Consider the following 26,461-nt stretch of genomic DNA (forward strand, 5'->3'; position numbering starts at 1 on the left):
GAAGCGGTTTTTGTATGCCTATTTTTTTGTTAACGGTCGCCACTTCGGGTCTTTGATGTCGTGCTCGTTCGGAGTCCGGACAAATTTGAGCGAACCTCGATCGCATGCGCCAAAATGAATGTAGTTCTGTTGCGCTTGCCTGAGCGACACCGTATTGGCACCACCCTCATAATCTGGATCGCTGAACTGAACGCCGTCGTCTTCCCAAAAACAGATGTCGCAAATGTCATACGTGCCGGGTGGGTCTTCGTTAAGTGTTTGATAGCCGCAACAAGGACATGTGTATGTCATCGAATATCACCTCACTTTTCAGTATAGCGCACGCCGCGTACAAAAAAACGGCCGACACGAAGTCGACCGCTTTCAGCTCACCACAACATGGACAATAGCGTTAAAATCGCCAATCCGCCTTGCGTGAGAATGATTTTTTTATTGCTCGTCATACTGCCGTACAACGCGACGAGCACGATATAGATGAGGAGCATCGTGACGATCTCGATTGACTGGCTGACGAACAGCCCGTACAGCAAGCCGACGCCGATCAATCCGTTATAGACACCTTGATTCTTGAACAGCACCGACACGGACTCACGCGCGAGCTCTTGTTCCGTCATGTTGAAGACGCGGGCCGTCGTTTTCGAACGAGTGGCGAACGTCTCTAAATACAGGATGTAGAAGAACTCGAGTGCGACGAGCGTTCCGAGGACGAGGGTGAGCCCGGACATGTTAGTTGGCCGTCGCGACTTCCGTCACATGGAGCACCGGCTTCGCCGTCACGTAGTTGCCTACGTTTTGGGCGAACGCGATGAGGTCCGGGTTTTGGTTGTGTTGCTCGACGGCAGCTTGGTCGGCCCAGTTCTCGATCATGACGAAGCGGTTCTCTGAAGTCGTCGATTGGAACAGCTCATAGCTCAAGCAACCGGCTTCTTGTTTCGACGAGTCGATGAGCTTGTTGATGTCTGCCAAGAAGTTGTCAAATTCTGTTTCTTTCACGTCGAAAATAGCATTGATTAAGATCATGTGGGTGTCCTCCGATTATTTGAATGATGTGATTTTTTCAGCGTCGAGACGTACCGATTGGTAGCCTTCTTCTGCAGCTTTACCGACCGAGAGAATCATGACTGGCACGTAACGATCTTTATCTAAACCGAACGCTTCCGCGAGTTGGTCTTTCTCGAAACCGCCGATTGGGTTTGTGTCGTAACCGTGAGCACGGGCGACGAGCATGAACTGCATCGCAGCGAGACTCGAGTCGATTTTGACGATATCGTTCATCTCTTGTTTCGACAAGTTCTTGTAGTACGGAAGAATGGCGCCGAGCTGTTGGTCGCGTACTTCTTGTGGCATTTTGCCTTCTGCGACAGCTTGATCATAAATCTCTTCACCGAGCTCGTAGCATTCCATGTCGCCGAAGATGAGGACCATCGCAGCCGACGTGTCGTTTTGACGGACGTTGAAGCGGATAAGCGGCTTGAGCGTCTCTTTCGCCTCTGGGCTCTCGACGACGACGAAACGCCACGGTTGCATGTTGACTGAAGAAGGAGCCGTTGTCGCTTCCTCGATCATTTGAAGCATTTCAAGTTGTGAGATTTTAACGTTCTCGTCGTAGACGCGGATCGATTTACGACCGAGCATCACGTCAGTGAATGTGTTGTTTTCGAATGTAGTTGCCATGGATATTACCTCTTTCTCTCTTGTTATAGTTGGTTAAGCTTTTGCAGCAGACTCGACAGCTGATTGATCTCTGACTCGGACAGCACTTTCGTGATCAAGTGTTTGCTGCGGTCGTGGTCTTGTTCACAACTCGTCAAGTCATGCTTGGCTTCGTCGGTTAAATGGACGAACACTTCACGATGGTTCGCGGTGTTCCGTTCTCGTCGGACGTAGCCTTTTTCTTCAAGAATCTTCAAATGGCGGGTGATGGCCGCATTGTCGATTTTCATCGCCTGCTGAATCTCGCTTTGCGAACAGACGCCCTTGTCATGCACAATCATGAGCATCTCGTAGCGGGTCAGGCTGAAGCCCGTCTCTTTCTCGAACGAGGTTGCGACGCGTTGGTCCGCCAGTTTGATTTGGTACAGCAGTCGGCTGATATCTCGTAATTCCATCTGTGGTGTCTCACCCCTATCATTTGATAAGTCAATTGTTGACTCGTCAAATGTAAAACATTCACGACGTGCTGTAAAGGAGAATGCTCACAAAAAAACCATCCGCTTTTTGAACTGCTCCCCGTCAAGTAGACAGGGCAAATAATGAAAACCAACCTAGGCGGCTTGAGACCTGTATTCGACAGGGCTCAAGCCGTTTAGTCGTTTCTGGAGACGCTCGTGGTTGTAGAACGATATGTATTTCTCGATGGCCGTCGTGAGTTCGTTATAGGCCTGGAACTGACGCAAGTAGTACATCTCAACTTTCAAGGTGCCCCAAAAACTCTCGATCGGGGCGTTGTCGATACAACGTCCGACCCGGGACATGCTGTGGGTCAGTCCCGCGTCTTCCACCATTCGCTTGAACCCTCTCGAGGTATATTGGAACCCTCGGTCGCTATGGATCATCGGACCCGCTCCTGACCGGAGCCCCGCGATGGCTGGCATCATCGTCTGGAAGACGAGAACGTTGTTGTTGGACCTCCCGATACGATAGGCGACGATCGAGCCGTCATACAGGTCGATGATCGCGCTGAGATATGCCTTTTTTCCGGAACCATATTTGAACTTGGTGACGTCGGTGCACCATTTCTCGTCCAGGCGGGACGCACTGAACTCTCGGTTCATCAGGTTCTCCGCCACATGGTGTGGCGTCGACTTCTTATGTTTCTTCCGCTTCCGGCGGATGATTGATTGGATCCCATGGATATGCATCAAACGATAGACTCGCTTTTCATTGAACGGGGACAGACCTTGTTGCCGACGCAGCCGATTGATTGTCATCGTGATCCGACGGTATCCGTATGTGCCGTTCGCCTGGTCATAGAGTAGACGAATGTCCTCCAGAAGCTCCTCGTTCTCTTCTTGACGCACCGGTATGGTGCGATTCAACCATTTGTAATAGGCCGCCCGTGAGATGCCAGCGACCCGACAGAGGAGGACGATCGAAATGGCCTCCTCTTCGTATAGTTCTTTGATGGCGGTGTATCTTTGCTGTAGCCGTACCTGGCTGATCACGACCTCCTCTCGATCTCCTCTAACTTTTTTAGGTACAGGTTGTCTGCACGAAGAAGTTCGTTCTCAAGCTCCATTTGCCGGATACGGCGTTTCAGCTTCTCTTCTTCACTTAGTTCGTCCTCTGGCTTCGTACGCCCACGGCGGTCTAGGAGCGCTTCTGCCCCGTTCGTGTCATACTTCTTGACCCAGCCATAGACCTGGGCATAGGACACCTGAAATTTTTCCACGGTCTGTTGGTAGTTGCGTCCATTCTCCAAACAGTATTTCACGATTTCAAAGCGCTCTTCGAATGTAGTTTTTCTTCCTTTTGTCATAGCTCGATCCATCCCTTTCCTCGAATCTGTTAACTCGCTATGACTAGTATACTTCTTAACCCATCTTCGAAGAACAGACCAATCACTGATCTGATGTTTGGAGAGAACTTCCATAGTAGTGATCCCATCGAGATAGTCGCGGACGGCCTCAATCTTCTGTTCCTTGGTGTAAGGTCTCCATGTCTTCGATTCCTTCAACGCATCGATCCCACCGGTATCGAATTTCACTTTCCATACCCGAAGGGTATGCTTAGAGACGTGATGGGCCTCCATGATTTCCTTCCAAGTATATTTTTCTTCATTCATCATGCGCAGCGCGCTCAGTTTTTGTTCAATCGAATGCCGACTTCTCGCCATAAAAAAACACTCCCCAATCAGATAAACAGATTTGTTATTTCATCTGTCTACCTATTGGGGAGCATATCATTTGCGAATGGTGATCAGTCTTCATATTTGGTGCCATCGAAGTGGTAGTCATGGATGAACGTCGTCTCGTCGAAACCATACAGTCGATCGTGTCGATTCAAGTCCTCAATCGTCTGAATTTCATGCATCACCGGTTCTCCCGGTAAGGAATCGCGGGCGACGTTCAAATATCGCTCGGTGAAGTCGTCATCCTCATACGGTGTCCCGTCGAATGAGAAGTGAACCGAATAGACGTCGTCCTCCAAAGCACGAATCACGTCGAGCATCCGTTGTTTCTGCGAATCGGTATTGGCCCAGTCCTCATGGAACATGACCGACACGTCCAAGAACTCTTTCGACTCGACGTCGAAGACGGACGTCGGGGTAGGGCGTACGGTCGTCGCAACCCCTTCATCTACACCGGTCGGCACACTCGCGCGGACCGTCTCTGCCTCCGTCAACAAATCAAGCTGCTCGAGTCGCTCCTTGAACGTGTCTTCGGCCTCTTGTTGCCAGACATGTTCGAGCACGTTGTCATGGATCGTTTGATCAGACCGATACGTCTCGGCCCAATAGTCCCCTTCGAGTATCGGATCGGTCAGCGTGAACTCGGCCGCATAGCCGCCCATCTTCCAGTCGCGCTTGAGCGTGACCTCGACGTCCTCTCCATATGTATCTTCAATATAGGATGCGTATCGTTCTTCCTCATCTTGTTTTGCATACGTCGACCAAGTCGTGCCAAGCGCGGTCACGGCGACAGCGGTCGCGACTAACCATCGTTTTCTCATTTTTGATTCACCTCTCTACCAATGTACCTGAAATGGAAGTGTCCTACCTCGGTCCAAAGTCGTATTCAATTTATTACCAAATACCTGTAAACTGAAAGTGCCCTTGAAGAACTAATATCTTTACGTGTACTAATACATATAATACACTTAAGTTACGTACACAAGAAAGGGTGTGACCCATGTTATATAAAATTGATATGAAGAGCGCGGAACCGCTGTATGAACAAATCGTTAACCAGACGAAAGCGCTCGTCATCCGTGGCATTTTACGTCCAGGGGATAAAGTCATGTCGGTGCGTGAACTCGCGACCGACCTCGTCATCAATCCGAACACGGTCAGCAAGGCGTATCAGGAACTCGAACGGCTCGGCTTGCTCGAGATGCATCGCGGACGCGGGACGTTCGTGTCCGAGGACTGGATTGACCAAGACTCGCCGCGCGCGCCGATCCTTGAAGCAATCAAGAAACTCGCCATCGATTGCCATTATGCCAATATTGAGCTCACCGAAGCGCTGACGCTATTTGAGACAGAGTATAAGAAAGTAGGGGAGAACCATGCTGACAGTACAGCAACTGAGTAAGACGATCGATCGCCAGCAAGTGTTAGAAGATATCGACTTCACGGTCGACTCGGGTGAAATCATCGCGCTCGTCGGCCGGAACGGGGCCGGCAAGACGACGTTGCTCCGGACGATGGTCGGCATCATTCGGCCGGATAAAGGCGATGTCCGCTACGGACCGTCAAGCATCTTTGAGAAAGCAGAGTTGAAGCGTGACGTCATCTTCGTCCCGGATTCGGCCGATGCCCTCAAACATTATACGATTAACGAAGCGGCTGCGCTCTACGAATCGATTTACCCATCGTTCAACCGATCGATTTTCAGAGAGACGCTCACTCGCTATAACATCGATAACAAGAAGATTCGCCAGCTTTCGAAAGGGCAAAAGGCGATGGTGACGCTCTCGCTCGCGTTCGCCGTCCAAGCGAAATATTATCTGCTCGATGAGCCGACGGACGGACTCGACGTCGTCGCCAAGTCGGACGTCTTGAAGCTGATGATCGCCCAAGTCGAGGCACGTAACTGTTCCATCATCGTCTCGAGTCACCAGTTACATGAGCTCGAACGAATCGCCGACCGCATCATCATGATTGAGAAGGGGCGCGTCAAGGCGATCATGTCGCTCGAGGAGGCGCGCGAGACGAGCGTCAAACTGCAAGTCGTCTTCAACGACCAAGTACCGGTCGAACTGCTCGAGCGCAAGGACATCGAAATCATCAACGTGACCGGACGCGTCGCCTTGTTCATGGCGAAAGAACGGACGAAAGAACTCGATACGTTCGTCGATGCGCACGACCCGATGCTCGTCGAAGAAATCCCGATGTCGCTCGAAGACATCTTCCGGGTCCAATTAGGAGGTGAGGCAAGTGTCTTTTAAAGTCCTATTAAAGAAAGATTGGAAACAAGTCTCGATTTTGTGGATGTTGCTGGTTTTTCTCGGAGTGATTGCGTTCACGGTACCAGTTTGGTCACAAATGCAATACTTTGACCAGGAACTTCGTAACATTCAAGAAAATCCAGATGAATATGCCGATTGGATCGATGGGGATTCGTCTGATTTGTCCGTCCAAGACTTTTTTAATGAAAATAATGGAACAGGCTATTGGATTGGTGACTTACAATCGCTCATACCGATGGGTGGAGTATTGTTTTTATTCGTTATTTTTGGTGCTCTCATGGCATCCGTCTTGATTGGAGCAGAACGGAACAGTCAAATGTCCGATTTCACGATGTCTCTCCCGTTCACAAGGAATCAGCTTTACATATCGAAATGGTTAATTGGAACGGTAGGAATTATTGTATCGTCTGTGCTCGGTGGTACGCTCATGATAATGATGATTCGCTTCTCGGACTACGCGTTTTTAATGGAAGGAAGCACGAATCGAGTCATCGCGCTTGTCGTTCTTTTGATGCTTAGTGGTATCTCTTTCTTCTCAGCTGCTCTATGGATGGGATCGTTCGGAGGAGAATCGATTTCACAGGTGATTTGGACATTCATTGCGTTAGTCTTCCCAATTGGTTTGATTGCGCTCGTGCAAGGATCTGTCTATGCGTTTTCACAACAGTATGATTCGAGGTATGCATTCTTCGACGATTTGTTCCAGAGTACGTTTTTACGTGTTTTGTCGCCATTCTCTAACTTGGCAAACGTAGACATGTATCAATACTTTACTAACCAAGCTGAATGGCAGAAATTCTTAGCAATTGCGCCATGGAGCGCACTAGCTTTCATCGCATTATCATTCGGACTCGGCCTTTGGATGTTCAACCGAGCACCTCAAGAAAACAACGGACGATTTTTTATGTTTTCGAAATGGCTATGGCTGATCCACATCATCATGGTTCTCTGTTTCGCCATGTTAGGAGGAATCGTTCTCTCAGCATTCTCGATGCAGTCAGGTTTTGCACTATACATCGTTGGCTTCCTGATTGGCGGCTTCATCGCCCACTTGCTCGCCAAACGGTTGCTTTACCGCTTTAACTTGAAACTAAAATCGTAAGGAGGATTCTCATGAAACGGCTCAGTCTGCTCGTCGTCATGCTCGTCATGCTCGCGGGATGCGGGGATACCCATCGACCGAACGCCTTCCAATACAAAGATTCATATGTCGGGGACAACAGCGCCGTCTCGGGCATCGCCCAGACGTTACCGATGCATGACTGCTACAAGTCGATCGAGCTACAGGCGTCGAAGCGGCCGTACGGCTTGACGGTGCGCTATAGCGACCCGGAAATCGAGCGCATCGAGCAAGAGCGGTTGGCGATTCGCAACGCGGCGACGTATTTCACGCTCGTCCAAAACGCGGAAATCGTTCGCTTCGCCTTCCCGAACCGGACGTACGCATTCTCACGCCCGGAGATGGAGGCGTGGCTCGACATCGACTTCTCGACGATTAAGTGGGAAAAAGAGTTGAAGGACCGTTTGGACGAGAAAATCAGCAACGAAGAACAGACGGAAGCCTATTTCAAGAGAATCTGAACGTGTGCGGAAACTTTCATCCGCACACGTTTTTTCGATATTTTCTGAAAATTATCGGGTAAAGGGTAGATGAAAGCGTTTTCTTGGCATTATAATAGAGTTAACTGAATGACTATTCATTCCAAGGAGGAAAAGCGATGAACAAACCGTGGTTGCAAGATTATCCAGCTGACATGCCGAAAACGATTGACTATGAGGTGAAGCCGCTCTACGAGGCGCTATCTCGTGCCGCGTCGGATTTCCCGAACAAGACCGCCATCTCATTCATTGGTAAAGAGTTGACGTTCGCCGAAGTCGACGATGCGGCGAAACGGTTGGCGACGATGCTTCAATCGAAAGGGCTGCAAAAAGGGGACCGCGTCAGTCTGATGCTCCCGAACTGTCCGCAATTCGTCATCTCGTTCTATGCGGTGCTCTACGCTGGCGGCACGGTCGTCCAGACGAATCCGCTCTACACGGAGCATGAGCTCGAGAACTTGATTACGGACTCCGGTGCGAGCATCATCGTTACGCTCGACCTCCTGTATCCAAAATCACTTCGTGTGAAGCAGAAGACGGACGTCAAAACGATTATCACGACGAGCATCGCCGACTATCTACCGTTCCCGAAAAATAAGCTGTATCCGATCAAAGTGAAGCGCGAGAACAATATCGTCATCGATACGACAGGTTCGGTCGCGTTCAAGGACTATAAACAGTTCGATCCAATCACGCCGGTCGCGGTCGACCCGAAAGAAGACGTCGCGGTGCTGCAGTATACGGGCGGGACGACAGGTCTGCCAAAAGGCGTCATGTTGACCCACTTTAACTTGACGGCGAACGTCGACCAGATTTCGAACTTTTTCTATAGATATAATCGCGGCGACGAGAAACGCGTCTTATGCGTCGTGCCGTTCTTCCACATTTACGGGATGTCGTGCTGCCTGAACTTCGGGATGGCGAACGGATATGAGCTTGTCCTCGTGCCACGCTTCGACGTCACCGACGTCTTGAAGACGATCAACAAGAAGAAGCCACACTTCTTCCCGGGCGCCCCGACGATGTACGTCGGTATCCTCAATGACCCGAAACTGAAGAAATACGACTTGTCGTCAATCGAGGCGTGTATCTCGGGATCGGCCCCGCTGCCAGTCGAAGTGCAGGAGCAGTTCGAGAGTATCACGGGCGGACGCATCGTCGAAGGCTACGGCTTGTCGGAGACGTCACCGGTCACGCATGCGAACTTCTTATGGGATAAACGGATTGTCGGCTCGATCGGGGTGCCGTTGTCGGACACTTCTGCTAAAATTGTAAAGGCAGACGGAGAGACGCTGGCTGATATCGGCGAAATCGGGGAGATCATGCTGCACGGCCCACAAGTGATGAAAGGATACTGGCAGAAGCCGGAAGAGACGGCAGCCGTCTTGAAGGACGGATGGCTCGCGACCGGTGACCTCGGCTATATGGGCGAGGATGGATTCTTCTATATTGTCGACCGGAAGAAAGACATGATTATCGCCGGAGGCTTCAACGTCTATCCGCGTGAAATCGAAGAAGTGCTATACGAACATCCGGCCGTCAAGGAAGCGGTCTGTATCGGCATACCGGACCCGTATCGCGGTGAGACGGTCAAGGCGTTCATCGTGACGCGTGACGGCGCCAGCGTGACGGAAGAAGAGCTCGACAAACACTGTCGCGAGAAGCTTGCGGCGTATAAAGTGCCGAAGCTGTATGAGTTCCGGGAAGAGTTGCCGAAGACGTTCGTCGGTAAGATTTTACGTCGCGTCCTCGTCGACGAAGAGAAGGCGAAACAAGTGAAACAAAGCAGTTGACACAAGCGTGTCACATGATAGAATAATAAATGAATGAACCATCATTCATTTTTAAGCAGCGGTAAGGAGCTTGGGTGTTTATGACAAAGAATGGATCAAAAAGTGACCGCATTATCGATGCGGCAGTGAAAGTGATTGCGGATCATGGCTATCACGGTGCAAAGGTGACGGCCATCGCCAAAGAGGCGGGCGTCGCCGACGGAACGATTTATCTGTACTTCAAAAACAAGGAACATCTGTTGATTGAATTGTTCCAGACGAAGATGGGCCTGTTCATCGACTACTCGAAACAACAAATCGAGCGGGAGACGACGGCCGGCGACAAACTGTATCAGTTGATCGAGTCGCACTTGAAGCAACTGTCGGCCGATTACGACCTCGCCGTCGTGACGCAAATCGAGCTCCGGCAGTCGAACTTGGCGCTCCGTCAAAAGATTAGCGAAGTGCTCAAACCGTACTTGAACTTAATCGATGCGGTCGTACAACACGGGATCGACACCGGCGAATTCGATCGCGATCTCGACTATCGACTCGCTCGGCAGATGATTTTCGGCACGATCGATGAAGTGGTCACGAGTTGGATGGCGAGCGGCTTCAAGTATGACTTGATGTCGACGCTACCGAAAGTACACCATATGTTAAAAAAAGGGCTTGCTTAACCGTAAGCCCTCTCGCTAGCTCAAAAAATGAACGCTGATTCATGAATGATGGTGCGAACAACTTATAAGGGGGAACTACGATGAATATTTTTGTATTGCTGAAGCGTACGTTCGATACAGAGGAAGCGATTCAGCTCGAGAATGGGGAAATTCAAGAAGACGGCGCTGAGTTCATCATCAACCCGTATGACGAATATGCGGTCGAAGAGGCCATCCGTAAGCGTGACGATCTCGGGGGAGAAGTCACGGTCGTGACGGTCGGACCAGAAGACGCGGACAAAGAACTTCGAACGGCGCTCGCGATGGGAGCGGACAAAGCGGTTCGCATCTCGATCGAGGATGACGTCGAGGACGCAGACCATGTGACGATTTCGAAAGTGCTCGCCACGTACTTGAAAGAGCAAGCGCCAGATCTCATCTTCGCCGGGAACGTCGCCATTGACGGCGGTAGCGGCCAAGTCGCACCACGTGTCGCTGAACTGTTGGACATGAACTACGTGACGACGATCACGAAACTCGATATCGACGGCACGACAGCGACGGTCACACGCGACGTCGAAGGGGACACGGAAGTGATCGAAGTGGCGCTCCCGCTCCTCGTGACAGCGCAGCAAGGATTGAACGAACCGCGTTACCCGAGCCTTCCAGGCATCATGAAGGCGAAGAAGAAGCCACTCGAAGAACTCGAACTGTCGGACATCGACCTCGATGAAGACGAGATCGAAGCGAAAATCGAGACGATCGAACGTTTCTTGCCAGAAGAGAAGAAAGCTGGGCGCATCCTTGAAGGGGATACGTCGTCACAAGTGAGCGAGCTCGTTCAATTACTTCGCACGGAAGCAAAAGTCATTTAAGGGGGACACATAGATGAAAGCTTTAGTACTCGCAGAAGCGCGTGAAGGCGCGTTACGGAACGTATCATTTGAAGCAATCGCTGCAGCGAAGCAATTGACGGACGACGTGACGGCAGTCGTCATCGGGGATGACGTCAAAGCACTCGCGACGGAACTCGGGGAGTACGGCGCGGGTCGCGTCCTCGTCATCGAAGACGAGCGTCTCAAGCACTACACGCCGGACGGTTATGGGCAAGTGCTCCGCCAAGTCATCGACCAAGAGTCACCGGACATGATCGTGCTCGGTCATACGGCACTCGGGAAAGACATCGCCCCGAAACTCGCGGCGCGTCTTGACGCAGGTCTCATCAGTGACGTCGTCTCAATCGAAGGATCAGGCAAAGACGCCGAGTTCGTCCGCCCGATTTATTCAGGGAAGGCGTTCGAGAAAGTGAAATTCAAAGACTCGGTCATGTTCTTCACGATCCGCCCGAACAACATCGACGCACTTCCGCGTACGGCCGGGGCGAGCGTGTCGGTCGAGACACCGAGCGTGGAACTGAAAGACCTCGCCATGATCGTCAAAGAAGTCGTTCGCAAGGCGACGGGGAAAGTCGATTTGACGGAAGCGAAAGTCATCGTCGCCGGTGGCCGTGGCGTCAAGAGCGAAGACGGCTTCAAGCCGCTCGAAGAACTCGCTGAACTGCTTGGCGGTGCCGTTGGTGCTTCACGTGGAGCATGTGACGCCGACTATTGCGACTACGCACTTCAAATTGGTCAGACGGGGAAAGTCGTCACGCCGGACTTATATATCGCCTGCGGCATCTCGGGCGCGATTCAACACTTGGCTGGGATGAGCAACGCCAAAGTCATCGTCGCCATCAACAAAGACCCGGAAGCGAACATCTTCAGCGTGGCCGATTACGGTATCGTCGGCGACTTGTTCGACGTCGTCCCACTCTTGACGGAAGAGTTCCGCAAACACCTCGTCAATAGCTGATATGCAGAACGTTTGGGGAAACGTACCCTCCGTGGTATACTCTGAACATGAAATGCATGAGAGTGATTCATTCGGCTCTCACATCTTACTGGGGAGGTATTTACCAAATGGCTATTAAACACGCAACGACTCAAACATTTGAACAAGAAGTAAAAGAGGGCGTCGTCCTCGTCGATTTCTGGGCAGCTTGGTGTGGACCGTGCCGCATGATCGCACCGGTACTCGAAGAGCTTGACCAAGAGATGGGCGACCAAGTCCAAATCGTTAAACTCGACGTTGACGAGAACCCAGAAGTAGCGGGCGCTTTCCAAATTCAAAGTATCCCAACACTTATGATGTTCAAAGACGGACAACCTGTTTCGAAAACAATGGGCTTCCAACCAAAAGAAGCACTAAAAGAGTTTATCGCAACAGCACAATAATCACGTACAGCCGACCGGGCAACTGGTCGGCTGTTTTTTGTTGGGCGTGTTAGGGAAGAAGGAGTTTAGTCGTTTCGCATGGAATATCAACGGTTAAGGTTCGGTACGGATTGAGGGCGAGAATTCGGACAAATCACCACCTGAAAACGCATACATATAGAGTGCGATTGTAATTTTTTTTCGTCGCTTTTTGTCGACTCCCTTCATATTTAACAGTTCGGGAGAAATCGGGGAGGCGTCAAAATACGCGAAGGTTTTATCATGGAAACAGACTGAAAATTTACGCTATACTCATGAAGAAGACGTGATGGCGTCAAATGACCTTAATAATTAAGCCATCGTTTGTAAGACTCTGTTCGAAGGAGGAATTTTCTTGTCGGTGTTACATTTAGCTATCTTATTGCCGCTTCTCGCGGCACCATTCATCCCGTTCTTGTTCCGGGCGCTGAAGCGAATCCATACGGGTTGGTTCGTGTTAATCGTTCCGGTCGTCCTATTCGTGTACTTCTTCCGCTTCATCGGAATCACGAGCGCGGGAGACGTCGTGACGGAAACGGTCGAATGGATGCCATCGCTCGGCATCAACTTCACGGCCTACGTGGACGGGCTTGGACTTTTGTTTGCCCTCCTGATTACAGGGATTGGGGCGCTCGTCGTCCTGTATTCGATTTATTACTTGAATAAAGACAAAGAGTCGCTCGGTCATTTTTATGTGTATCTGCTCTTGTTCATGGGCGCGATGCTCGGTGTCGTCCTCTCGGACAACATGGTCGTCATGTACATGTTCTGGGAACTTACGTCGATTTCGTCGTTCCTATTGATCGGGTACTGGTACGAGAAAGAGCGCTCTCGCTACGGGGCGCGTAAATCGATGCTCATCACCGTGTTCGGTGGTCTGTCGATGCTCGGGGGGATTGTGATTCTCGAGTCGATTGTCGGCTCGTTCAGCATCCGCGACATGGTGGCCAATCAGGCAGTGATCGCGGACAGCCCGTTCTTTATCGCGGCGATGATTCTCATCTTGCTCGGCGCCTTCACGAAGTCGGCGCAATTCCCGTTCCACATCTGGTTGCCGGACGCGATGGAAGCGCCGACCCCGGTCAGTGCGTACCTCCACTCGGCGACGATGGTCAAGGCCGGTCTCTATCTCGTCGCACGGATGAGCCCGGTGTTCCAAGAGTCACCGATTTGGCTATGGACGATTGCCGCAGTCGGGACGTTCACCTTGTTCTGGGGTTCGTTCAACGCGGTCAAACAGACCGATTTGAAAGGGATTCTCGCCTTTTCGACGGTCAGTCAGCTAGGTCTCATCATGTCGCTCCTCGGACTTGGTGCCGCGGCGCTTCATTATGACGGCATGGATGACAACATCTATATGGTCGCGACGATCGCGGCAATCTTCCATTTGATTAACCATGCGACATTCAAAGGCTCGCTGTTCATGATGGTCGGAATCGTCGACCACGAGACCGGGACGCGTGACATCCGCAAACTCGGCGGTCTCATGACCGTCATGCCAATCACGTTCACGATCGCCGTCATCGGCTCATTGTCGATGGCAGGGTTACCGCCATTCAACGGATTCCTCAGTAAAGAGATGTTCTTGAAGGCGACGACGAAAGTGTTCTCGATGGACTTCTTCGCGCTCGATACGATCGGCATCTTAATTCCGGTCGTCGCGTTCATCGCGAGTGTGTTCACGTTCATCTACAGTTTGATCATCTTCACACGGACGTTCATGGGCAAAGCCCAGTTCGACAAATTGCCGAAACAGCCGCACGAGGCACCGATCGGGATGCTCATCCCGCCAGCGATTCTCGCCATCCTCGTCGTCGTGCTCGGATTCGTGCCGAACGTGTTATCGAACTCGCTCATCAAGCCGGCCGTCGAATCGATTTATCCGACGCTCGTCGCGAGCGGGCAAGAAGTCAAAGTAGACATCTACTTCTGGCACGGATTGACACCGGAGCTGTTCATGACGATCGGCGTCATCCTGCTCGGGACGCTCATGTTCTACACGATCAACAAGTGGATGGGCATCTATAACCGGATTCCACACCGCTTGACGCTCAACGGCATGTATGACGGGACGCTCGTCTGGTCGAACAAGGCGGCGTACCGCTTCAAAGATAACTATATGACGGGCTTCATCCGCTCGTATTTGGTCTACATCTTCTTGTTCTTGTCAGGCATGATGTTGTTCTCGATGTATTGGTTCGATTTGTTCAACTTCTCGTTCGGCGAGATGGAACCTGTCGCGCCTTATGAATACGTCCTCGGGGCTGTTGTCATCTTGGCATCAATCGCAATTCTGTTCATGCGTTCGCGCCTGCCATCGATCATTCTGCTCGGTGTCGTCGGCTATTCGGTCGCGTTGTTCTTCGTCTTCTTCAATGCACCGGACCTGGCCTTGACGCAGCTCGTCATCGAGACGGTATCGGTCGCGCTGTTCTTGCTCGTCTTCTACCATATGCCGGAGATCAGCAAGAAAGAAGTGCGCGTGAAATTCAAAATCGAGAATGCGATCGTCTCGATAATCGTCGGGGTGACGGTCATGCTCCTCAGCTTCATGGTGCTATCGAACCGTTCCCTGTCGTCAATCTCAGAGTACTATAAAGAAAATGTCTATGATTTAGCAGCCGGAAAAAACATGGTCAACGTCGTCCTTGTCGACTTCCGGGGCTTTGATACGTTGTTCGAGATCGTCGTCCTTGCCATCGCGGCCATCGGGATTTACACGATGATCAAATTCAGAACGACAGAACGTACGAAAGGAGCACGTGAACATGAACCGAAAAAATGATCAAGTCAATGACGTCATCTTACAGACGGCCGCGGTGATCATCTTCTTCATCATCATCGTGTTCTCAATCAATCTCTTCTTCGCCGGGCACTATTCGCCGGGCGGAGGCTTCATCGGTGGTTTGATGACGGCGGCGGCACTCGTATTATTGCTCCTTGCCTTTGATTCGAAGACGCTCGCCGACGTGCTTCCGTTCGACTATCGCAAGATGACGGCGCTCGGTCTCGCCATCGCGTTACTGACGTCGCTTCACAGCATCTTCTGGGACCGTCCGTTCCTTACGCATGCGTATGGTAAGTTTGACTTGCCGCTCTTAGGCGAACAGACGCTTCACACGGCGATTGCCTTCGACCTTGGTGTTTACCTTGTGGTCATCGGTGTGACGATGACGATCATTCAAACGATTGGAGAGAGTGAATAATGGAAATCTTCGTTAGCATCATCATCGGTGTCTTGACGATGAGCGCTGTCTATATGATTCTCTCAAAGAGTTTGTTGCGCATCATCATCGGCACCGGCCTGCTCAGTCACGCCGCCCACTTACTCGTCTTGACGATGGGCGGATTGAAAACCGGAGCGGCACCAGTCCTCGTCGACGGGGTGACGGAATATACCGATCCGCTCCCGCAAGCGCTCGTCTTGACGGCCATCGTCATCAGCTTCGGGGTGACCGCGTTCTTCCTAGTGCTCGCGTATCGGGCCTATCAAGAACTAAATACGGATAATATTGAGGAAATGAAAGGAACGGAATCGAATGATTAACTTACCGATCTTTCCGATTGTCATCCCGGCGCTTGCGGCCATCATCCTCCTCTTCGCGCCGAAGCAGATTCGTCTGCAACGCGGAGTGGCACTCGGGGCTTTACTTGTAACGTTCGCAGTGACGGTGCTGCTGATCTTCACCGTGTCACAGGACGGCATCTTGACCGTCAACTTAGGAAACTGGCCGGCACCGTTCGGGATCACGCTCGTCTCGGACATGCTGTCGGCATTGCTCGTCGCCACGTCGACGTTGATCGTCTTCTTCATCGTCTGGTTCGCGACCCATTACTTCTCGGACGCGTATGAGTCGAACTACGTCTATGTCGCGATGCTGTTCCTCCTCGTCGGGGTGAACGGTGCCTTCACGACAGGCGATATCTTCAACTTGTTCGTCTTCTTCGAAGTGTTCCTCATCTCGTCATACGTTTTGATCGTCCTCGGCGGGAAAGGGGTCCAACTTCGCGAGTCAATCAAGTACTTGCTCGTGAACGTCATCGCCTCGGCGTTGTTCGTCATGGCCGTCGCGCTACTTTACGGAACGGTCGGCACGCTCAGCTTGGCTGACCTCGCGCAGAAGATTCCGCTCGTCGAGAATCAATCCGTTCTCGTCGTCATCGGGGTATTGTTCATGATTGTCTTCGGTTTAAAGGGTGCACTCGTACCGTTACACTACTGGCTCCCGGGCTCGTATGTCGTGGCACCGACGCCAATCCTCGCTATGTTCGGGGCGCTTCTGACGAAAGTAGGGGTATACTCGATTTTGCGGACATACACGCTCCTGTTTGATGTCGGGTCGTTCACGCAGAACTTCTTGATTATTCTCGCCGTGTTGACAATCGTCATCGGGATGATTGGCGCCATCGCCTATAATGACGTCAAATTGATCATCATCTACAACATCATGATCGCAGTCGGCGTGATTCTCTATGGGATTGCGCTCAACACGCAGACGTCGCTCGAAGGGGCGCTTTACTACTTGATTCATGACATGTTGATCAAGGCCGCCCTGTTCATGCTCGTCGGCATGATGATCGGCATCACCAAGTCTGGTCAGTTACGCGACATGGGTGGCTTGATTACCCGGTTCCCGCTGTTCGGCTGGACGTTCTTCATCGCCGCCTTGTCGCTCGCCGGGATTCCGCCGCTTAGCGGATTCTTCGGGAAACTGTTAATCGTTCAAGGTGGGGTCGCCGAGGGCAGCCTGTTCGGACCGCTCCTCATCTTGCTGTCGAGTTTGTTCGTCCTCTTCTCCGTCATCAAAATCTTCTTGTACGGATTCTGGGGAGAAGAGAAGCGTGCCTACGACGGTCCGCTCGTTCCGCACATGAAGAAACTCATCGTGCCGACGTTCTTGCTCGTCGCCGTCGCCGTGGCTTACGGGTTCGGCGCCGAGGCGATGCATCCGTTCATTACCCAGGCAATTGAACCGCTCGTGCAACCCGAAATCTATATCGATGCCGTGATTAAGGAGTGATTTAGAGATGGCTTACCAACTACTCATCAACTTTTTCCTGGCGTTCATTTGGATGTTCTTCACGGGTACGTTCACGACGAGCGGATTTCTCATCGGCTATTTGCTCGGATTACTCGTCATCTTCATGATGCGCCGCTTCTTCAAGAATACGGATTTCTATTTCATCCGCGTCTTGAAACTGCTTAAACTGTTGTTGATTTTCTGTCGAGAGCTTGTCCTCGCCAACGTCGAGGTGCTCCGGCTCGTCCTCAGCCCGAAACTGAAAATCCAACCAGGCATCTTCCGGTACCATACCGAGCTCGATGCCGGTTGGAAGGTCAGTTGGCTGTCGATGCTCATCACCCTGACACCAGGGACGCTCGTCGTCCAAGTGTCGGACGACAATAAGACGCTCTATATCCATGCGCTCCATATGCCGGATAAAGAGTCGCTCAAGCAAGGCATTCACGATAACTTTGAGACGAAGATTAAGGAGGCGACCAGCTAATGTTAGATATTATTATTTACGTGGCGCTCGCCATCCTCGTGCTCGCCATGCTCGGCATGCTGTATCGGGTCGTCAAAGGACCGACGACGGCTGACCGTGTGATTGCGCTCGACTCGATCGGAATCGGTTTGATTTCCGTCGTCTCGCTGTTGTCGATTCTACTCGACACGACGATGTTTTTCGAAGTCATCCTCTTGCTCGGGATTTTAGCCTTTATCGGAACGGTGGCGTTCTCGAAATTCCTTGAGAAGGGAGAGATCATCCAACATGACCGCAACAATGATTTATGACATTTTGACCGGTGTCTTCACAATCATCGGGGTATTCTTCACCGTCGTCGCGGCCATCGGTCTCATCCGGCTGCCGGACATCTACTCGCGGGCCCATGCGGCCTCGAAGAGTGCGACGCTCGGCGTCATGTTCGTCTTGTTCGCGGCGCTCCTGCACGTCTGGGTCGACCAGCGCATCTTTGACGCACGACTCCTGCTCGGCTTGTTCTTCGTCTTGTTGACGGCTCCGGTCGGCGGACACTTGATTGCTCGGGCGGCTCACGCCCAAGGGGTCAAGCTCTGGGACAAATCGCTCCAGGACGCCTTGCAAGAAGATAAGGATAAAGGAATCGAATGACGAAAGGCTCTTCCATCGCACGATGGAAGAGCCTTTTTTAGATGAGGTACGAAATATCGGACGCGGACGTCGGATACGCGAACTCCAAGTGTTTGACGTGTTGATGGGTCATATTGTTTTGTATAATGAATGAGAACAAGTTGATCAGTTCCGGCGCGTGTTGCCCAATCAAGTGGGCGCCGAGCACATGACCGTCTTTGCTGAGCAAGATGCGGGAGAACGCCGTCGTGTCGTTGATCCGCTCATACGTCAAGAAATGGGCCAAGTCGTTGTCTTTACATTCATAGTCAATCCCTTGCGCCTTGGCCTCGTCGACCGTCAGCCCGACTTTGGCAATCGGTGGTGTCGTGAAGACGACCGTCGGGGCGGGACGCTCGGGGAGCGGACGCGTGTTGTTGCGGAGCAGGTTGAGCGCGGCGATGCGGCCTTCCTGTCCGGCGAACGGGGTGAGGGCCGGGTTGCGGCTCTTGGCGACGTCTCCGGCCGCATAGACGTTCGGATTCGTCGTCTGGAGAAACTCGTTGACCAAGACGCCGCCGTGGTCGGACTCGATGCCGGCCGCATCCAACCGAAGTCGCTCGATGCTCGGAATCCGCCCGGTGGCGTTAAGCACGAGTCCTACAAGGGTAGAGTCATCTGATAGCGTCACGACGTCGCCATTGATGTCGACCGGTTCGATTCCATAGCGGACATCGATCCCGATTTGAATCGTCTCATCGACAAGCCGTTTGACGACTTTACGGTCGAACGGCTTCAACGCCCGCGACCGGACGAGGAGCGTCACGTCACATCCGAACCGGCGCAGAATATGGGCGAACTCGAAGGCGATATAACCGGCTCCGACGATGATGACGTGTTGCGGTAACACCTCAAGGTCGAAGACGTCGTTGCTCGTGATGGCAGCGTCTCCGCCGGGAATGTCGAGTGGACGCGGGATTTGCCCCGATGCGATCAAGAATTGATGCGCCGAGATTTCATGTCCTTCGATGACAATCGAGTCTTCGTCGATGAAATGTGGTTCGCCTTCGAACAAATCGATGCCGTGTTCTTGCCAATGATGCATCTTCGTCGTCGGGACGGCAAAGCGGTACTCGTCGACACGATGTTTGAAGGCGTGCCAGTCGAGCTTGAGTTCGCCGGTCACACCGAGCGGTTTCATTCGTTCGGCCCGGGCAATCAGCTCGGCTCCTTCCGCGAGCATTTTTTTCGGGTCACACCCGCGCTGCGGGCACGTCCCGCCGAACGTCCAATTCTCGACAATCGCAATTTGTTTACCGGCGTCACGTAACACGCTGGCGGCTTGGCTCGCTGCCGAGCCGCTGCCGATGATGATGACATCGTACCGTTTCATTCCAAAACCCTCCCTCTGAGACTTCATCAATTTTTTTCCCGTCTGGAAGGAACCTAAACTGAGGTGATTGAATTTGAGTCATTCTGACCACATTAAACATAAATTGGCGCTCCTCCCGGACGAGCCCGGCTGTTACTTGCATAAGAACGAGTACGGGGAAATCATTTACGTCGGGAAAGCGAAAAATCTGAAGAACCGGGTCCGGTCGTATTTCACCGGGGCGCACGACATCAAGACGATGCGCCTCGTGGCCGAGATTCGCGACTTCGAATATATCGTCACGGCGAGCGAGCTCGAGGCACTCTTGCTCGAGATGACGCTCATCAAAAAGCACGACCCGAAATATAACATTCGCTTGAAGGATGACAAGTCGTACCCGTATATCAAAATTACGAACGAGCCGTATCCACGGCTGCTCACGACGCGGAAGTTGAAGCGGGACGGCGGCTTCTATTTTGGCCCGTATCCGAACGCCTATGCCGCCAACGAGACGAAGCGGCTGCTCGACAAGCTGTATCCGCTCCGGAAATGCCAACCGATGCCGCGCAAGCTCTGTCTGTATTACCACATCGGCCAGTGCCTCGGACCGTGTGAGCTTGCCATCGACACGGACGAGCAAAAAGAGATTGTCCAAGAGATTCGTCGCTTCCTGAACGGAGAGACGAGCGAGACGCTTGCCAAGCTCCAGGTCGACATGGGCAAGGCGGCCGAGGATATGCAATTCGAACGGGCGGCCGAACTCCGGGACCAAATCCGGGCCGTCGAATCGATTATGAACAAACAGAACATGATTACGGCCGACCCGACGGCGCGCGACGTCTTCGGCTATACACTCGACCGAGGCTGGATGTGCGTCCAAGTGTTCTATATGCGGGGCGGCAAGATGATCGAACGCGACGTGTCGTTGTTCCCACTCCACGGAGAACCGTCCGAAGAACTCGAGAGTTTCATCGTCCAGTTCTATGAGCAGAACGTCGTGCCGAAGGAAGTGCTCGTCCCAGAGATCGTCCGTATCGACTTGTTGAACGAGGCGATCGGCACGAAAGTGATGCAACCGAAACGGGGCGCGAAACGGCAATTGCTCGACTTGGCGACGAAAAATGCAGGGATCGCCTTGAACGAGAAGTTCGAGTTGTTGGCACGGGACGAGGAGCGGACGCTCATGGCGATGCGTGAACTCGGCGAAGCGATCGGCATCCCGAACTTGTCGCGCGTCGACATCATCGACAACGCCAACATCCAGGGAGCGGACGCCGTCTCGGCGCTCGTCGTCTTCGAGGATGGCAAGCCGCTCAAGAAGGAATACCGGAAATACAAGATTCGTACCGTCCAAGGACCGGACGACTATGAGACGATGCGAGAGGTCGTCCGCCGTCGATTCCGCCGTCTGTTGACGGAAGAGAAACGTCTGCCGGACCTGCTGTTGATTGACGGGGGCATCGGGCAATTGAACGCCGCCCTCGACGTCCTACAGAACGAGTTCGGGCTCGACGTGCCCGTCGGCTCGTTGAAGAAAGATGACCGTCACCGGACGAGCCAGCTCTTGTTCGGGGAAGGCGGTGGGGTCATCGAATTGAACTCACGCTCGAGCGCGTTCTATCTGTTGCAACGCATGCAAGACGAGGTCCACCGCTTCGCCATCACGTTCCACCGCAGTTTGCGGACGAAGAAGATGACGCGGTCGGTGCTCGACGACATCCCGGGCGTCGGACCGAAGCGACGCCAGCAATTGATTCGTCATTTCGGGTCGATGAAGCAAATCCGTCTCGCCTCGCTCGAACAGTTGAAGGAAGCAGGCCTGCCGGAGAAGTTGGCCGAGACCGTAATCCAATACGTCCATGAGGAGACCGACGAATGAACCGAGACGCGTTAGCCGATTTTCCAGACGAGACATCACCTTTTATTGAACAGTTCGTGCGTGACTTGGCGGACGTGACCGACGCGATTCGACATGCGTACGTGCACGGGTCTTTGACGATGGGAGGCTTTCATCCGCGACAGAGCGACGTCGATTTACTGTTCGTGAGCGACCGAGACCTGTCGGACGAGGAACGGCTCGGTTTGATGCGACTGTGCCTGGAGACTTCGACGCAGCCTTATCCGCTCGAGCTGACCGTGCTGACGGAACGAGCGTTACAAGAATGGGTCCATCCGAGTCCGTTCGAGTTTCATTATAGTGAGCAGTGGCGCATGCGGTTAGAAGAAATGTCAATCGATGAACTGCTCCATGAGCAACGCGGAATGACGGATCCGGATGTGGCCGCCCATCTTAAAGTCATTATGGAGCGGGGCCGTGTCTTGTTCGGGGCTCCGATGCATGAGTTGTTGCTCGGGTTTGAGGATGGACATTACCGAGAAGCAATCAAGGGCGACGCGTTGGATTGCTTCAGCTCGCTCGAGAATCATCCCGTGTATAGCGTACTGAATCTCGTGCGGGTGATGGCCTATGAGATAGATGGACGTGTGCTCGCCAAACGAGAAGTGCTCGATTGGGCAAAGCGACAATCGATTCCGACTGATCTCCTGCATGTCATTCAAAAAGCGGCAGCGGCGTATGCGGGAGAAGACAGTACGTTCTCAAGGTCGGAACTCATCGACTTTTATATCTTTGCCAATGAGCGTCTCTTTCCGTATGAAGAGATGGATGAGTTAGAGGATTAACTCAAAAAGAAAGAGCCGATGCGGTGTAAAAATCGCATCGGCTCTTCGTCATTCATACGTATCTTTTCGGTCTAGTTGGACGGTGATGTGGACGGCCTTGCGCGTCACGTCGGCATATCCTTCGGCGACGCATTGGAAACGACCCGCAATCTGTTCGGCTAAAAAGCCAGCCTCGAGCTGGAAGTAGCCCGTCGCCTTTTCTTGGGTCGCGGGTGGGGGCGTGAGCTCGAACAAGAATTTATTTCCTTTTTCTTTCAGCAGCGTCAAATCTCCCCAGCCGGCCTCACTAAAGAAGGCGCTCAGTTCCTCATTGGGCATGACCGGGAACTTGCGTGCGACCCGTTTACCCGACCAATAGATGACTTGGGCGTAATCGTCCCCAAGCAAATCCGTCAACACATAATCGCGCAACAGTTCGATCGCGAAAGTGGGTTGGCTCATCGTTTCCATCTTCTTCCATCACTCCAATCTCTCTATACCATTATAACGACGAATCGGCTTTTGGTCACCGGGTATTTTGCAAAAGAATGTGTCACAAATCGGTCAGGTTGTCTTGTCATACAAAATTCACAAGAGTAGAATAGGAGACAGAAAGCTATATTTACATTTGAAAACGCTTTTATTTACAAAACGAGCCAAGGGCTCGTACAAAGGGGGAACTAGAATGGCTTCGCAGCGTGACTATTTCAGTCGTAAAGTCCATTCGCTACTTGGGGTCATCCCAATCGGCCTGTTTTTGATCGTCCACTTGTCGGTCAACTACTATATCGTCGATGGGGTGGAATCGTTTAACAAGGCAGCAAAATTCATGGAGAGCTTACCGTACTTGTACTTCCTTGAAGTCACCATCATCGCTTTGCCGATGATTTTCCACGGCGTGTATGGCGTGTATTATGCGTTCCTCGGTTCGATTAACACGAACCGTTACTCATACGCCCGTAACTGGATGTACATGCTCCAACGCTTCACGGGCGTCTTCCTCGTCATCTTCATCGCATGGCACGTTTGGGAAACGCGCTTGGCGAAGTTGCGTGGCGTTGAAGTGAATGCGGAGATGATGCAAAACATCGTCGACAATCCGCTCATGCTTATCTTCTACATAGTCGGGATCCTCTCGGCTACGTTCCACTTCGCGAACGGTCTCTGGTCGTTTGCCATCACGTGGGGGATCACACAGTCGCCTCGTTCACAGCGCTTCATGAGCTACGTCTCAGGCGCGGTCTTCTTGGCACTATCTTTTGTCGGCATCCGTTCAATCTTGACGTTCGCTGGCATCTTGTAATAGGGGGAAAAGTACATGGCAAATCAAAGTTTGATCGTCATCGGTGGCGGTCTAGCTGGACTCATGGCGACAATCAAGTCGGCTGAGATGGGTGTTCCGGTAAAACTATTCTCGCTTGTACCGGTCAAGCGTTCACATTCAGTTTGTGCACAAGGCGGCATCAACGGTGCCGTCAACACGAAAGGGGAAGGGGATTCTCCTTGGCAACACTTTGATGATACGGTCTATGGGGGCGACTTCCTCGCCAACCAACCGCCAGTCCAAAAGATGGCGGAAGCGGCACCGAAAATCATCCACATGTTCGACCGGATGGGCGTCATGTTCAACCGGACGCCGGAAGGTCTTCTCGACTTCCGACGTTTCGGCGGCACGCTCCATCACCGCACGGCTTACGCCGGTGCGACGACAGGGCAACAGCTTCTTTACGCGCTAGACGAGCAGGTCCGTCGCTATGAGGCGCAAGGGCTCGTCGAGAAGTATGAAGGCTGGGAGTTCCTCCGGGCCATCATCGATGAATCAGGCGTATGCCGTGGTGCGGTCTGTCAGGATTTACGCTCGATGGAAATTAAAGCGTTCCCATCGGATGCGGTCATCCTTGCGACAGGTGGCCCAGGAGTCATCTTCGGTAAATCGACGAACTCGGTCATCAACACCGGCCAAGCGGCTGGAGCGGTTTACCGTCAAGGCGCGGTCTACGCGAACGGCGAGTTCATCCAAATCCACCCGACGGCGATCCCAGGGGACGACAAGCTTCGTCTCATGAGTGAGTCGGCACGTGGTGAAGGCGGACGTGTATGGACGTATAAAGACGGCAAACCATGGTACTTCCTTGAAGAGAAGTATCCGGCCTACGGAAACCTCGTGCCGCGTGATATCGCGACGCGTGAGATCTTCGACGTCTGCGTCAACCAGAAGCTCGGCGTCAACGGCGAAAACATGGTGTACCTCGACTTGTCGCATAAAGACTCGAAAGAGCTCGACATCAAACTCGGCGGCATCCTTGAGATTTACGAGAAGTTCGTCGGCGACGACCCACGGAAAGTCCCGATGAAGATTTTCCCGGCCGTTCACTATTCGATGGGCGGACTCTGGGTCGATTACGACCAGATGACGAACATCCCAGGGCTATTCGCTGCCGGTGAGTGCGATTACTCGATGCACGGTGCCAACCGTCTCGGTGCCAACTCGCTCCTCTCGGCTGTATACGGCGGGATGGAAGCCGGTCCTGCGGCCGTTCATTACATGCGTGGTCTCGACCAAGTGACAGAGAGCGTGCCAGAAGCACTCTTCAACTTCAACGAACGTGAAGAAATCGAGCGGTTCAACGACATCCTCGCGATGGACGGTACGGAAAACGCGTATCAAATCCACCGTGAGCTCGGCGAACTCATGACCGACAACGTCACGGTCGTTCGTTACAACGATAAACTCGAAGCGACGGATCTCAAACTCCGTGAACTTCGTGAACGCTATAACAACATCTCCGCGACCGATACGGCCCGCTGGAGCAACCAAGGGGCATCGTTCATCCGACAGCTCGACCACATGCTCGACCTCGCACGCGTCATCACACTTGGCGCCTTGAAACGCGATGAGAGCCGTGGGGCGCATTACAAGCCGGACTTCCCGGAACGTGATGACGAGCGCTTCATGAAGACGACGATGGCACGTTACGACAATGGGGAAGTCGATATCTCGTTTGAAGAGATCGACGTTTCGTTAATCCCGCCACGTAAACGGGATTACTCGAAGAAAGGGGCGAAGACGAAATGACGACGCCGATGCAAGCAGATCAAAAAGACATTCGTTTTATCATTGAACGTCAGGACGGGCCGGATCAACCGACCTATACGGAAGAGTTCACCGTCCCGTACCGTCCGAATATGAACGTTATCTCGGCACTGATGGAAATCCGCCGAAACCCGGTCAACGCGAACGGGGACAAGACGACACCAATCAACTGGGACATGAACTGTCTCGAGGAAGTGTGTGGCGCTTGTTCGATGATCATCAACGGCAAGCCGCGCCAATCGTGTACGGCACTCGTCGATAAACTCGAGCAACCGATCCGTCTTGCTCCGATGAAGACGTTCCCGGTCGTCCGTGACCTTCAAGTCGACCGTCAGCGTATGTTCGACGCGTTGAAAAAAGTGAAGGCTTGGGTTCCGATTGACGGGACGTACGATCTCGGACCAGGACCACGGATGCCAGAGAACAAGCGTCAATGGGCGTATGAACTATCGAAATGTATGACGTGCGGTGTCTGCCTCGAGGCATGCCCGAACGTCAACGACAAATCGAACTTCATCGGACCGGCTGCCATCTCGCAAGTCCGTCTCTTCAACTCGCATCCGACCGGCGCCTTCCACGCGGAAGACCGTTTGGAAGCGCTCATGGAAGACGGCGGCCTCGCACAGTGCGGAAACGCACAAAACTGTGTCGAAGTTTGTCCGAAAGGCATTCCGCTCACGACGTCAATCGCTGCGATGAACCGTCAGACGACGCTTCACTCGTTCAAATCGTTCTTCGGTAGCGACAAAGGCCGCACTGGTTCTGCGGTCGAGGCGTAAGGGTTACGG

At 52.6% G+C, this 26,461-nt stretch carries 30 protein-coding genes; 21 read left to right on the plus strand and 9 right to left on the minus strand.

Annotated features, from left to right (window positions below):
- Positions 1-18: 18 nt before the first annotated feature.
- The 7 genes from M467_RS24455 to M467_RS24490 form a co-directional block, all read right to left on the minus strand.
- Entirely contained in the window at positions 19-291 is a 273-nt protein-coding gene (locus M467_RS24455) for a CPCC family cysteine-rich protein (protein WP_021066806.1), read from the minus strand.
- A gap of 77 nt (positions 292-368) precedes the next feature.
- The gene (locus tag M467_RS24460; RefSeq protein ID WP_021066807.1) at positions 369-725 is read right to left on the minus strand and encodes a DUF1304 domain-containing protein; all 357 of its coding nucleotides are present in this window, start codon (positions 723-725) and stop codon (positions 369-371) included.
- Between the two features lies 1 nt (position 726).
- A complete protein-coding gene (locus M467_RS24465; RefSeq protein WP_021066808.1) occupies positions 727-1,020 on the minus strand; it encodes a putative quinol monooxygenase in 294 nt (97 codons plus the stop codon).
- 15 nt (positions 1,021-1,035) lie between these two features.
- Positions 1,036-1,674 carry a nitroreductase family protein gene (locus M467_RS24470; protein WP_021066809.1) on the minus strand — a complete coding sequence of 213 codons (639 nt, stop codon included), beginning with the start codon at positions 1,672-1,674 and terminating at the stop codon, positions 1,036-1,038.
- A 23-nt stretch (positions 1,675-1,697) separates the two neighbouring features.
- Entirely contained in the window at positions 1,698-2,108 is a 411-nt protein-coding gene (locus tag M467_RS24475) for a MarR family winged helix-turn-helix transcriptional regulator (protein WP_021066810.1), read from the minus strand.
- A gap of 156 nt (positions 2,109-2,264) precedes the next feature.
- Positions 2,265-3,835 (minus strand): IS3 family transposase gene (locus M467_RS31620; RefSeq protein ID WP_087576465.1). Its coding sequence is split into 2 segments (ribosomal slippage): positions 2,265-3,196 and positions 3,196-3,835, totalling 1,572 coding nucleotides; the frame shifts between segments, so codons are not numbered across the junction.
- An 83-nt stretch (positions 3,836-3,918) separates the two neighbouring features.
- On the minus strand, positions 3,919-4,671 hold the full coding sequence (locus M467_RS24490; protein WP_021066813.1) for a hypothetical protein: 753 nt from the start codon (positions 4,669-4,671) through the stop codon (positions 3,919-3,921).
- A 179-nt stretch (positions 4,672-4,850) separates the two neighbouring features.
- Here M467_RS24490 and M467_RS24495 point away from each other — a divergent pair, with 179 nt between their 5' ends.
- The 16 genes from M467_RS24495 to mnhG all read left to right on the plus strand — a co-directional run bounded on the left by M467_RS24495 (position 4,851) and on the right by mnhG (position 18,588).
- Positions 4,851-5,252, plus strand: a complete 402-nt coding sequence (locus M467_RS24495; protein ID WP_021066814.1) for a GntR family transcriptional regulator — start codon at positions 4,851-4,853, stop codon at positions 5,250-5,252.
- Complete coding sequence (locus M467_RS24500) at positions 5,227-6,108, plus strand: ABC transporter ATP-binding protein (RefSeq protein WP_021066815.1); 882 nt, start codon at positions 5,227-5,229, stop codon at positions 6,106-6,108. The genes M467_RS24495 and M467_RS24500 overlap by 26 nt, the downstream gene beginning before the upstream one ends.
- A complete protein-coding gene (locus M467_RS24505; protein ID WP_021066816.1) occupies positions 6,098-7,231 on the plus strand; it encodes an ABC transporter permease subunit in 1,134 nt (377 codons plus the stop codon). Before M467_RS24500 ends, M467_RS24505 begins: the two co-directional genes overlap by 11 nt.
- A gap of 11 nt (positions 7,232-7,242) precedes the next feature.
- Entirely contained in the window at positions 7,243-7,710 is a 468-nt protein-coding gene (locus M467_RS24510) for a DUF4825 domain-containing protein (RefSeq protein WP_021066817.1), read from the plus strand.
- Between the two features lie 137 nt (positions 7,711-7,847).
- Complete coding sequence (locus tag M467_RS24515) at positions 7,848-9,521, plus strand: AMP-binding protein (protein WP_021066818.1); 1,674 nt, start codon at positions 7,848-7,850, stop codon at positions 9,519-9,521.
- Between the two features lie 80 nt (positions 9,522-9,601).
- The gene (locus M467_RS24520; protein WP_021066819.1) at positions 9,602-10,180 is read left to right on the plus strand and encodes a TetR/AcrR family transcriptional regulator; all 579 of its coding nucleotides are present in this window, start codon (positions 9,602-9,604) and stop codon (positions 10,178-10,180) included.
- Positions 10,181-10,260: 80 nt separating this feature from the next.
- Complete coding sequence (locus M467_RS24525; RefSeq protein WP_021066820.1) at positions 10,261-11,034, plus strand: electron transfer flavoprotein subunit beta/FixA family protein; 774 nt, start codon at positions 10,261-10,263, stop codon at positions 11,032-11,034.
- 13 nt (positions 11,035-11,047) lie between these two features.
- Positions 11,048-12,013: an electron transfer flavoprotein subunit alpha/FixB family protein gene (locus M467_RS24530; RefSeq protein WP_021066821.1), complete on the plus strand. Its 966-nt coding sequence runs from the start codon at positions 11,048-11,050 to the stop codon at positions 12,011-12,013.
- A 107-nt stretch (positions 12,014-12,120) separates the two neighbouring features.
- On the plus strand, positions 12,121-12,435 hold the full coding sequence (gene trxA, locus M467_RS24535) for a thioredoxin (RefSeq protein ID WP_021066822.1): 315 nt from the start codon (positions 12,121-12,123) through the stop codon (positions 12,433-12,435).
- 373 nt (positions 12,436-12,808) lie between these two features.
- A complete protein-coding gene (locus tag M467_RS24540; protein ID WP_021066823.1) occupies positions 12,809-15,238 on the plus strand; it encodes a Na+/H+ antiporter subunit A in 2,430 nt (809 codons plus the stop codon).
- Positions 15,222-15,659: a Na(+)/H(+) antiporter subunit B gene (locus tag M467_RS24545; protein WP_021066824.1), complete on the plus strand. Its 438-nt coding sequence runs from the start codon at positions 15,222-15,224 to the stop codon at positions 15,657-15,659. The genes M467_RS24540 and M467_RS24545 overlap by 17 nt, the downstream gene beginning before the upstream one ends.
- Complete coding sequence (locus M467_RS24550) at positions 15,659-16,000, plus strand: Na(+)/H(+) antiporter subunit C (protein WP_021066825.1); 342 nt, start codon at positions 15,659-15,661, stop codon at positions 15,998-16,000. The genes M467_RS24545 and M467_RS24550 overlap by 1 nt, the downstream gene beginning before the upstream one ends.
- Complete coding sequence (locus M467_RS24555; RefSeq protein ID WP_021066826.1) at positions 15,993-17,474, plus strand: Na+/H+ antiporter subunit D; 1,482 nt, start codon at positions 15,993-15,995, stop codon at positions 17,472-17,474. The genes M467_RS24550 and M467_RS24555 overlap by 8 nt, the downstream gene beginning before the upstream one ends.
- Before the next feature lie 7 nt (positions 17,475-17,481).
- Positions 17,482-17,961, plus strand: coding sequence for a Na+/H+ antiporter subunit E (locus M467_RS24560; RefSeq protein WP_021066827.1), 480 nt, complete (start codon positions 17,482-17,484; stop codon positions 17,959-17,961).
- Positions 17,961-18,251, plus strand: a complete 291-nt coding sequence (locus M467_RS24565) for a Na(+)/H(+) antiporter subunit F1 (RefSeq protein ID WP_021066828.1) — start codon at positions 17,961-17,963, stop codon at positions 18,249-18,251. The genes M467_RS24560 and M467_RS24565 overlap by 1 nt, the downstream gene beginning before the upstream one ends.
- Positions 18,229-18,588, plus strand: coding sequence for a monovalent cation/H(+) antiporter subunit G (mnhG, locus tag M467_RS24570; RefSeq protein WP_031200113.1), 360 nt, complete (start codon positions 18,229-18,231; stop codon positions 18,586-18,588). Before M467_RS24565 ends, mnhG begins: the two co-directional genes overlap by 23 nt.
- 37 nt (positions 18,589-18,625) lie before the next feature.
- On the opposite strand, the gene M467_RS24575 is transcribed toward mnhG, so the two are convergent.
- Positions 18,626-19,939, minus strand: coding sequence for a dihydrolipoyl dehydrogenase family protein (locus M467_RS24575; RefSeq protein WP_021066830.1), 1,314 nt, complete (start codon positions 19,937-19,939; stop codon positions 18,626-18,628).
- 73 nt (positions 19,940-20,012) lie between these two features.
- Between M467_RS24575 and uvrC the strand changes: the two genes are divergently transcribed.
- Positions 20,013-21,797, plus strand: coding sequence for an excinuclease ABC subunit UvrC (gene uvrC, locus M467_RS24580; protein WP_021066831.1), 1,785 nt, complete (start codon positions 20,013-20,015; stop codon positions 21,795-21,797).
- A complete protein-coding gene (locus M467_RS0115965) occupies positions 21,794-22,600 on the plus strand; it encodes an aminoglycoside adenylyltransferase domain-containing protein (protein ID WP_021066832.1) in 807 nt (268 codons plus the stop codon). Before uvrC ends, M467_RS0115965 begins: the two co-directional genes overlap by 4 nt.
- Positions 22,601-22,648: 48 nt before the next feature.
- Here the strand turns inward: M467_RS0115965 and M467_RS24585 are convergent, their stop codons facing one another.
- On the minus strand, positions 22,649-23,041 hold the full coding sequence (locus M467_RS24585) for a YslB family protein (protein ID WP_235045180.1): 393 nt from the start codon (positions 23,039-23,041) through the stop codon (positions 22,649-22,651).
- 223 nt (positions 23,042-23,264) lie between these two features.
- Between M467_RS24585 and M467_RS24590 the strand changes: the two genes are divergently transcribed.
- The 3 genes from M467_RS24590 to sdhB are packed head-to-tail and all read left to right on the plus strand — an operon-like array spanning position 23,265 to position 26,452.
- Entirely contained in the window at positions 23,265-23,882 is a 618-nt protein-coding gene (locus M467_RS24590; protein ID WP_021066834.1) for a succinate dehydrogenase cytochrome b558 subunit, read from the plus strand.
- Between the two features lie 15 nt (positions 23,883-23,897).
- Positions 23,898-25,655, plus strand: a complete 1,758-nt coding sequence (gene sdhA / locus M467_RS24595; RefSeq protein ID WP_021066835.1) for a succinate dehydrogenase flavoprotein subunit — start codon at positions 23,898-23,900, stop codon at positions 25,653-25,655.
- Positions 25,652-26,452: a succinate dehydrogenase iron-sulfur subunit gene (sdhB, locus tag M467_RS24600; protein WP_021066836.1), complete on the plus strand. Its 801-nt coding sequence runs from the start codon at positions 25,652-25,654 to the stop codon at positions 26,450-26,452. Before sdhA ends, sdhB begins: the two co-directional genes overlap by 4 nt.
- The last annotated feature ends 9 nt before the right edge of the window (positions 26,453-26,461 follow it).

This window comes from Exiguobacterium chiriqhucha RW-2, assembly GCF_000416965.1.
GTDB classification, from domain to species: Bacteria; Bacillota; Bacilli; order Exiguobacteriales; family Exiguobacteriaceae; genus Exiguobacterium; species Exiguobacterium chiriqhucha.

Bases quoted from the DNA above. Each gene is read 5' to 3' on its own strand.
- M467_RS24500 (WP_021066815.1), top strand. From the start codon at position 5,227: ATGCTGACAGTACAGCAACTGAGTAAGACGATCGATCGCCAGCAAGTG.
- M467_RS24495 (WP_021066814.1), top strand. From the start codon at position 4,851: ATGTTATATAAAATTGATATGAAGAGCGCGGAACCGCTGTATGAACAA.
- M467_RS24585 (WP_235045180.1), bottom strand. From the start codon at position 23,041: ATGAGCCAACCCACTTTCGCGATCGAACTGTTGCGCGATTATGTGTTG.
- M467_RS24545 (WP_021066824.1), top strand. From the start codon at position 15,222: ATGAACCGAAAAAATGATCAAGTCAATGACGTCATCTTACAGACGGCC.
- mnhG (WP_031200113.1), top strand. From the start codon at position 18,229: ATGACCGCAACAATGATTTATGACATTTTGACCGGTGTCTTCACAATC.
- M467_RS24530 (WP_021066821.1), top strand. From the start codon at position 11,048: ATGAAAGCTTTAGTACTCGCAGAAGCGCGTGAAGGCGCGTTACGGAAC.
- M467_RS24510 (WP_021066817.1), top strand. From the start codon at position 7,243: ATGAAACGGCTCAGTCTGCTCGTCGTCATGCTCGTCATGCTCGCGGGA.
- M467_RS24560 (WP_021066827.1), top strand. From the start codon at position 17,482: ATGGCTTACCAACTACTCATCAACTTTTTCCTGGCGTTCATTTGGATG.
- M467_RS0115965 (WP_021066832.1), top strand. From the start codon at position 21,794: ATGAACCGAGACGCGTTAGCCGATTTTCCAGACGAGACATCACCTTTT.
- sdhA (WP_021066835.1), top strand. From the start codon at position 23,898: ATGGCAAATCAAAGTTTGATCGTCATCGGTGGCGGTCTAGCTGGACTC.
- M467_RS24555 (WP_021066826.1), top strand. From the start codon at position 15,993: ATGATTAACTTACCGATCTTTCCGATTGTCATCCCGGCGCTTGCGGCC.
- M467_RS24520 (WP_021066819.1), top strand. From the start codon at position 9,602: ATGACAAAGAATGGATCAAAAAGTGACCGCATTATCGATGCGGCAGTG.
- M467_RS24575 (WP_021066830.1), bottom strand. From the start codon at position 19,939: ATGAAACGGTACGATGTCATCATCATCGGCAGCGGCTCGGCAGCGAGC.
- trxA (WP_021066822.1), top strand. From the start codon at position 12,121: ATGGCTATTAAACACGCAACGACTCAAACATTTGAACAAGAAGTAAAA.
- M467_RS24565 (WP_021066828.1), top strand. From the start codon at position 17,961: ATGTTAGATATTATTATTTACGTGGCGCTCGCCATCCTCGTGCTCGCC.
- M467_RS24465 (WP_021066808.1), bottom strand. From the start codon at position 1,020: ATGATCTTAATCAATGCTATTTTCGACGTGAAAGAAACAGAATTTGAC.
- M467_RS24475 (WP_021066810.1), bottom strand. From the start codon at position 2,108: ATGGAATTACGAGATATCAGCCGACTGCTGTACCAAATCAAACTGGCG.
- M467_RS24515 (WP_021066818.1), top strand. From the start codon at position 7,848: ATGAACAAACCGTGGTTGCAAGATTATCCAGCTGACATGCCGAAAACG.
- M467_RS24590 (WP_021066834.1), top strand. From the start codon at position 23,265: ATGGCTTCGCAGCGTGACTATTTCAGTCGTAAAGTCCATTCGCTACTT.
- M467_RS24460 (WP_021066807.1), bottom strand. From the start codon at position 725: ATGTCCGGGCTCACCCTCGTCCTCGGAACGCTCGTCGCACTCGAGTTC.
- M467_RS24455 (WP_021066806.1), bottom strand. From the start codon at position 291: ATGACATACACATGTCCTTGTTGCGGCTATCAAACACTTAACGAAGAC.
- M467_RS24490 (WP_021066813.1), bottom strand. From the start codon at position 4,671: ATGAGAAAACGATGGTTAGTCGCGACCGCTGTCGCCGTGACCGCGCTT.
- M467_RS24470 (WP_021066809.1), bottom strand. From the start codon at position 1,674: ATGGCAACTACATTCGAAAACAACACATTCACTGACGTGATGCTCGGT.
- sdhB (WP_021066836.1), top strand. From the start codon at position 25,652: ATGACGACGCCGATGCAAGCAGATCAAAAAGACATTCGTTTTATCATT.
- M467_RS24550 (WP_021066825.1), top strand. From the start codon at position 15,659: ATGGAAATCTTCGTTAGCATCATCATCGGTGTCTTGACGATGAGCGCT.
- M467_RS24525 (WP_021066820.1), top strand. From the start codon at position 10,261: ATGAATATTTTTGTATTGCTGAAGCGTACGTTCGATACAGAGGAAGCG.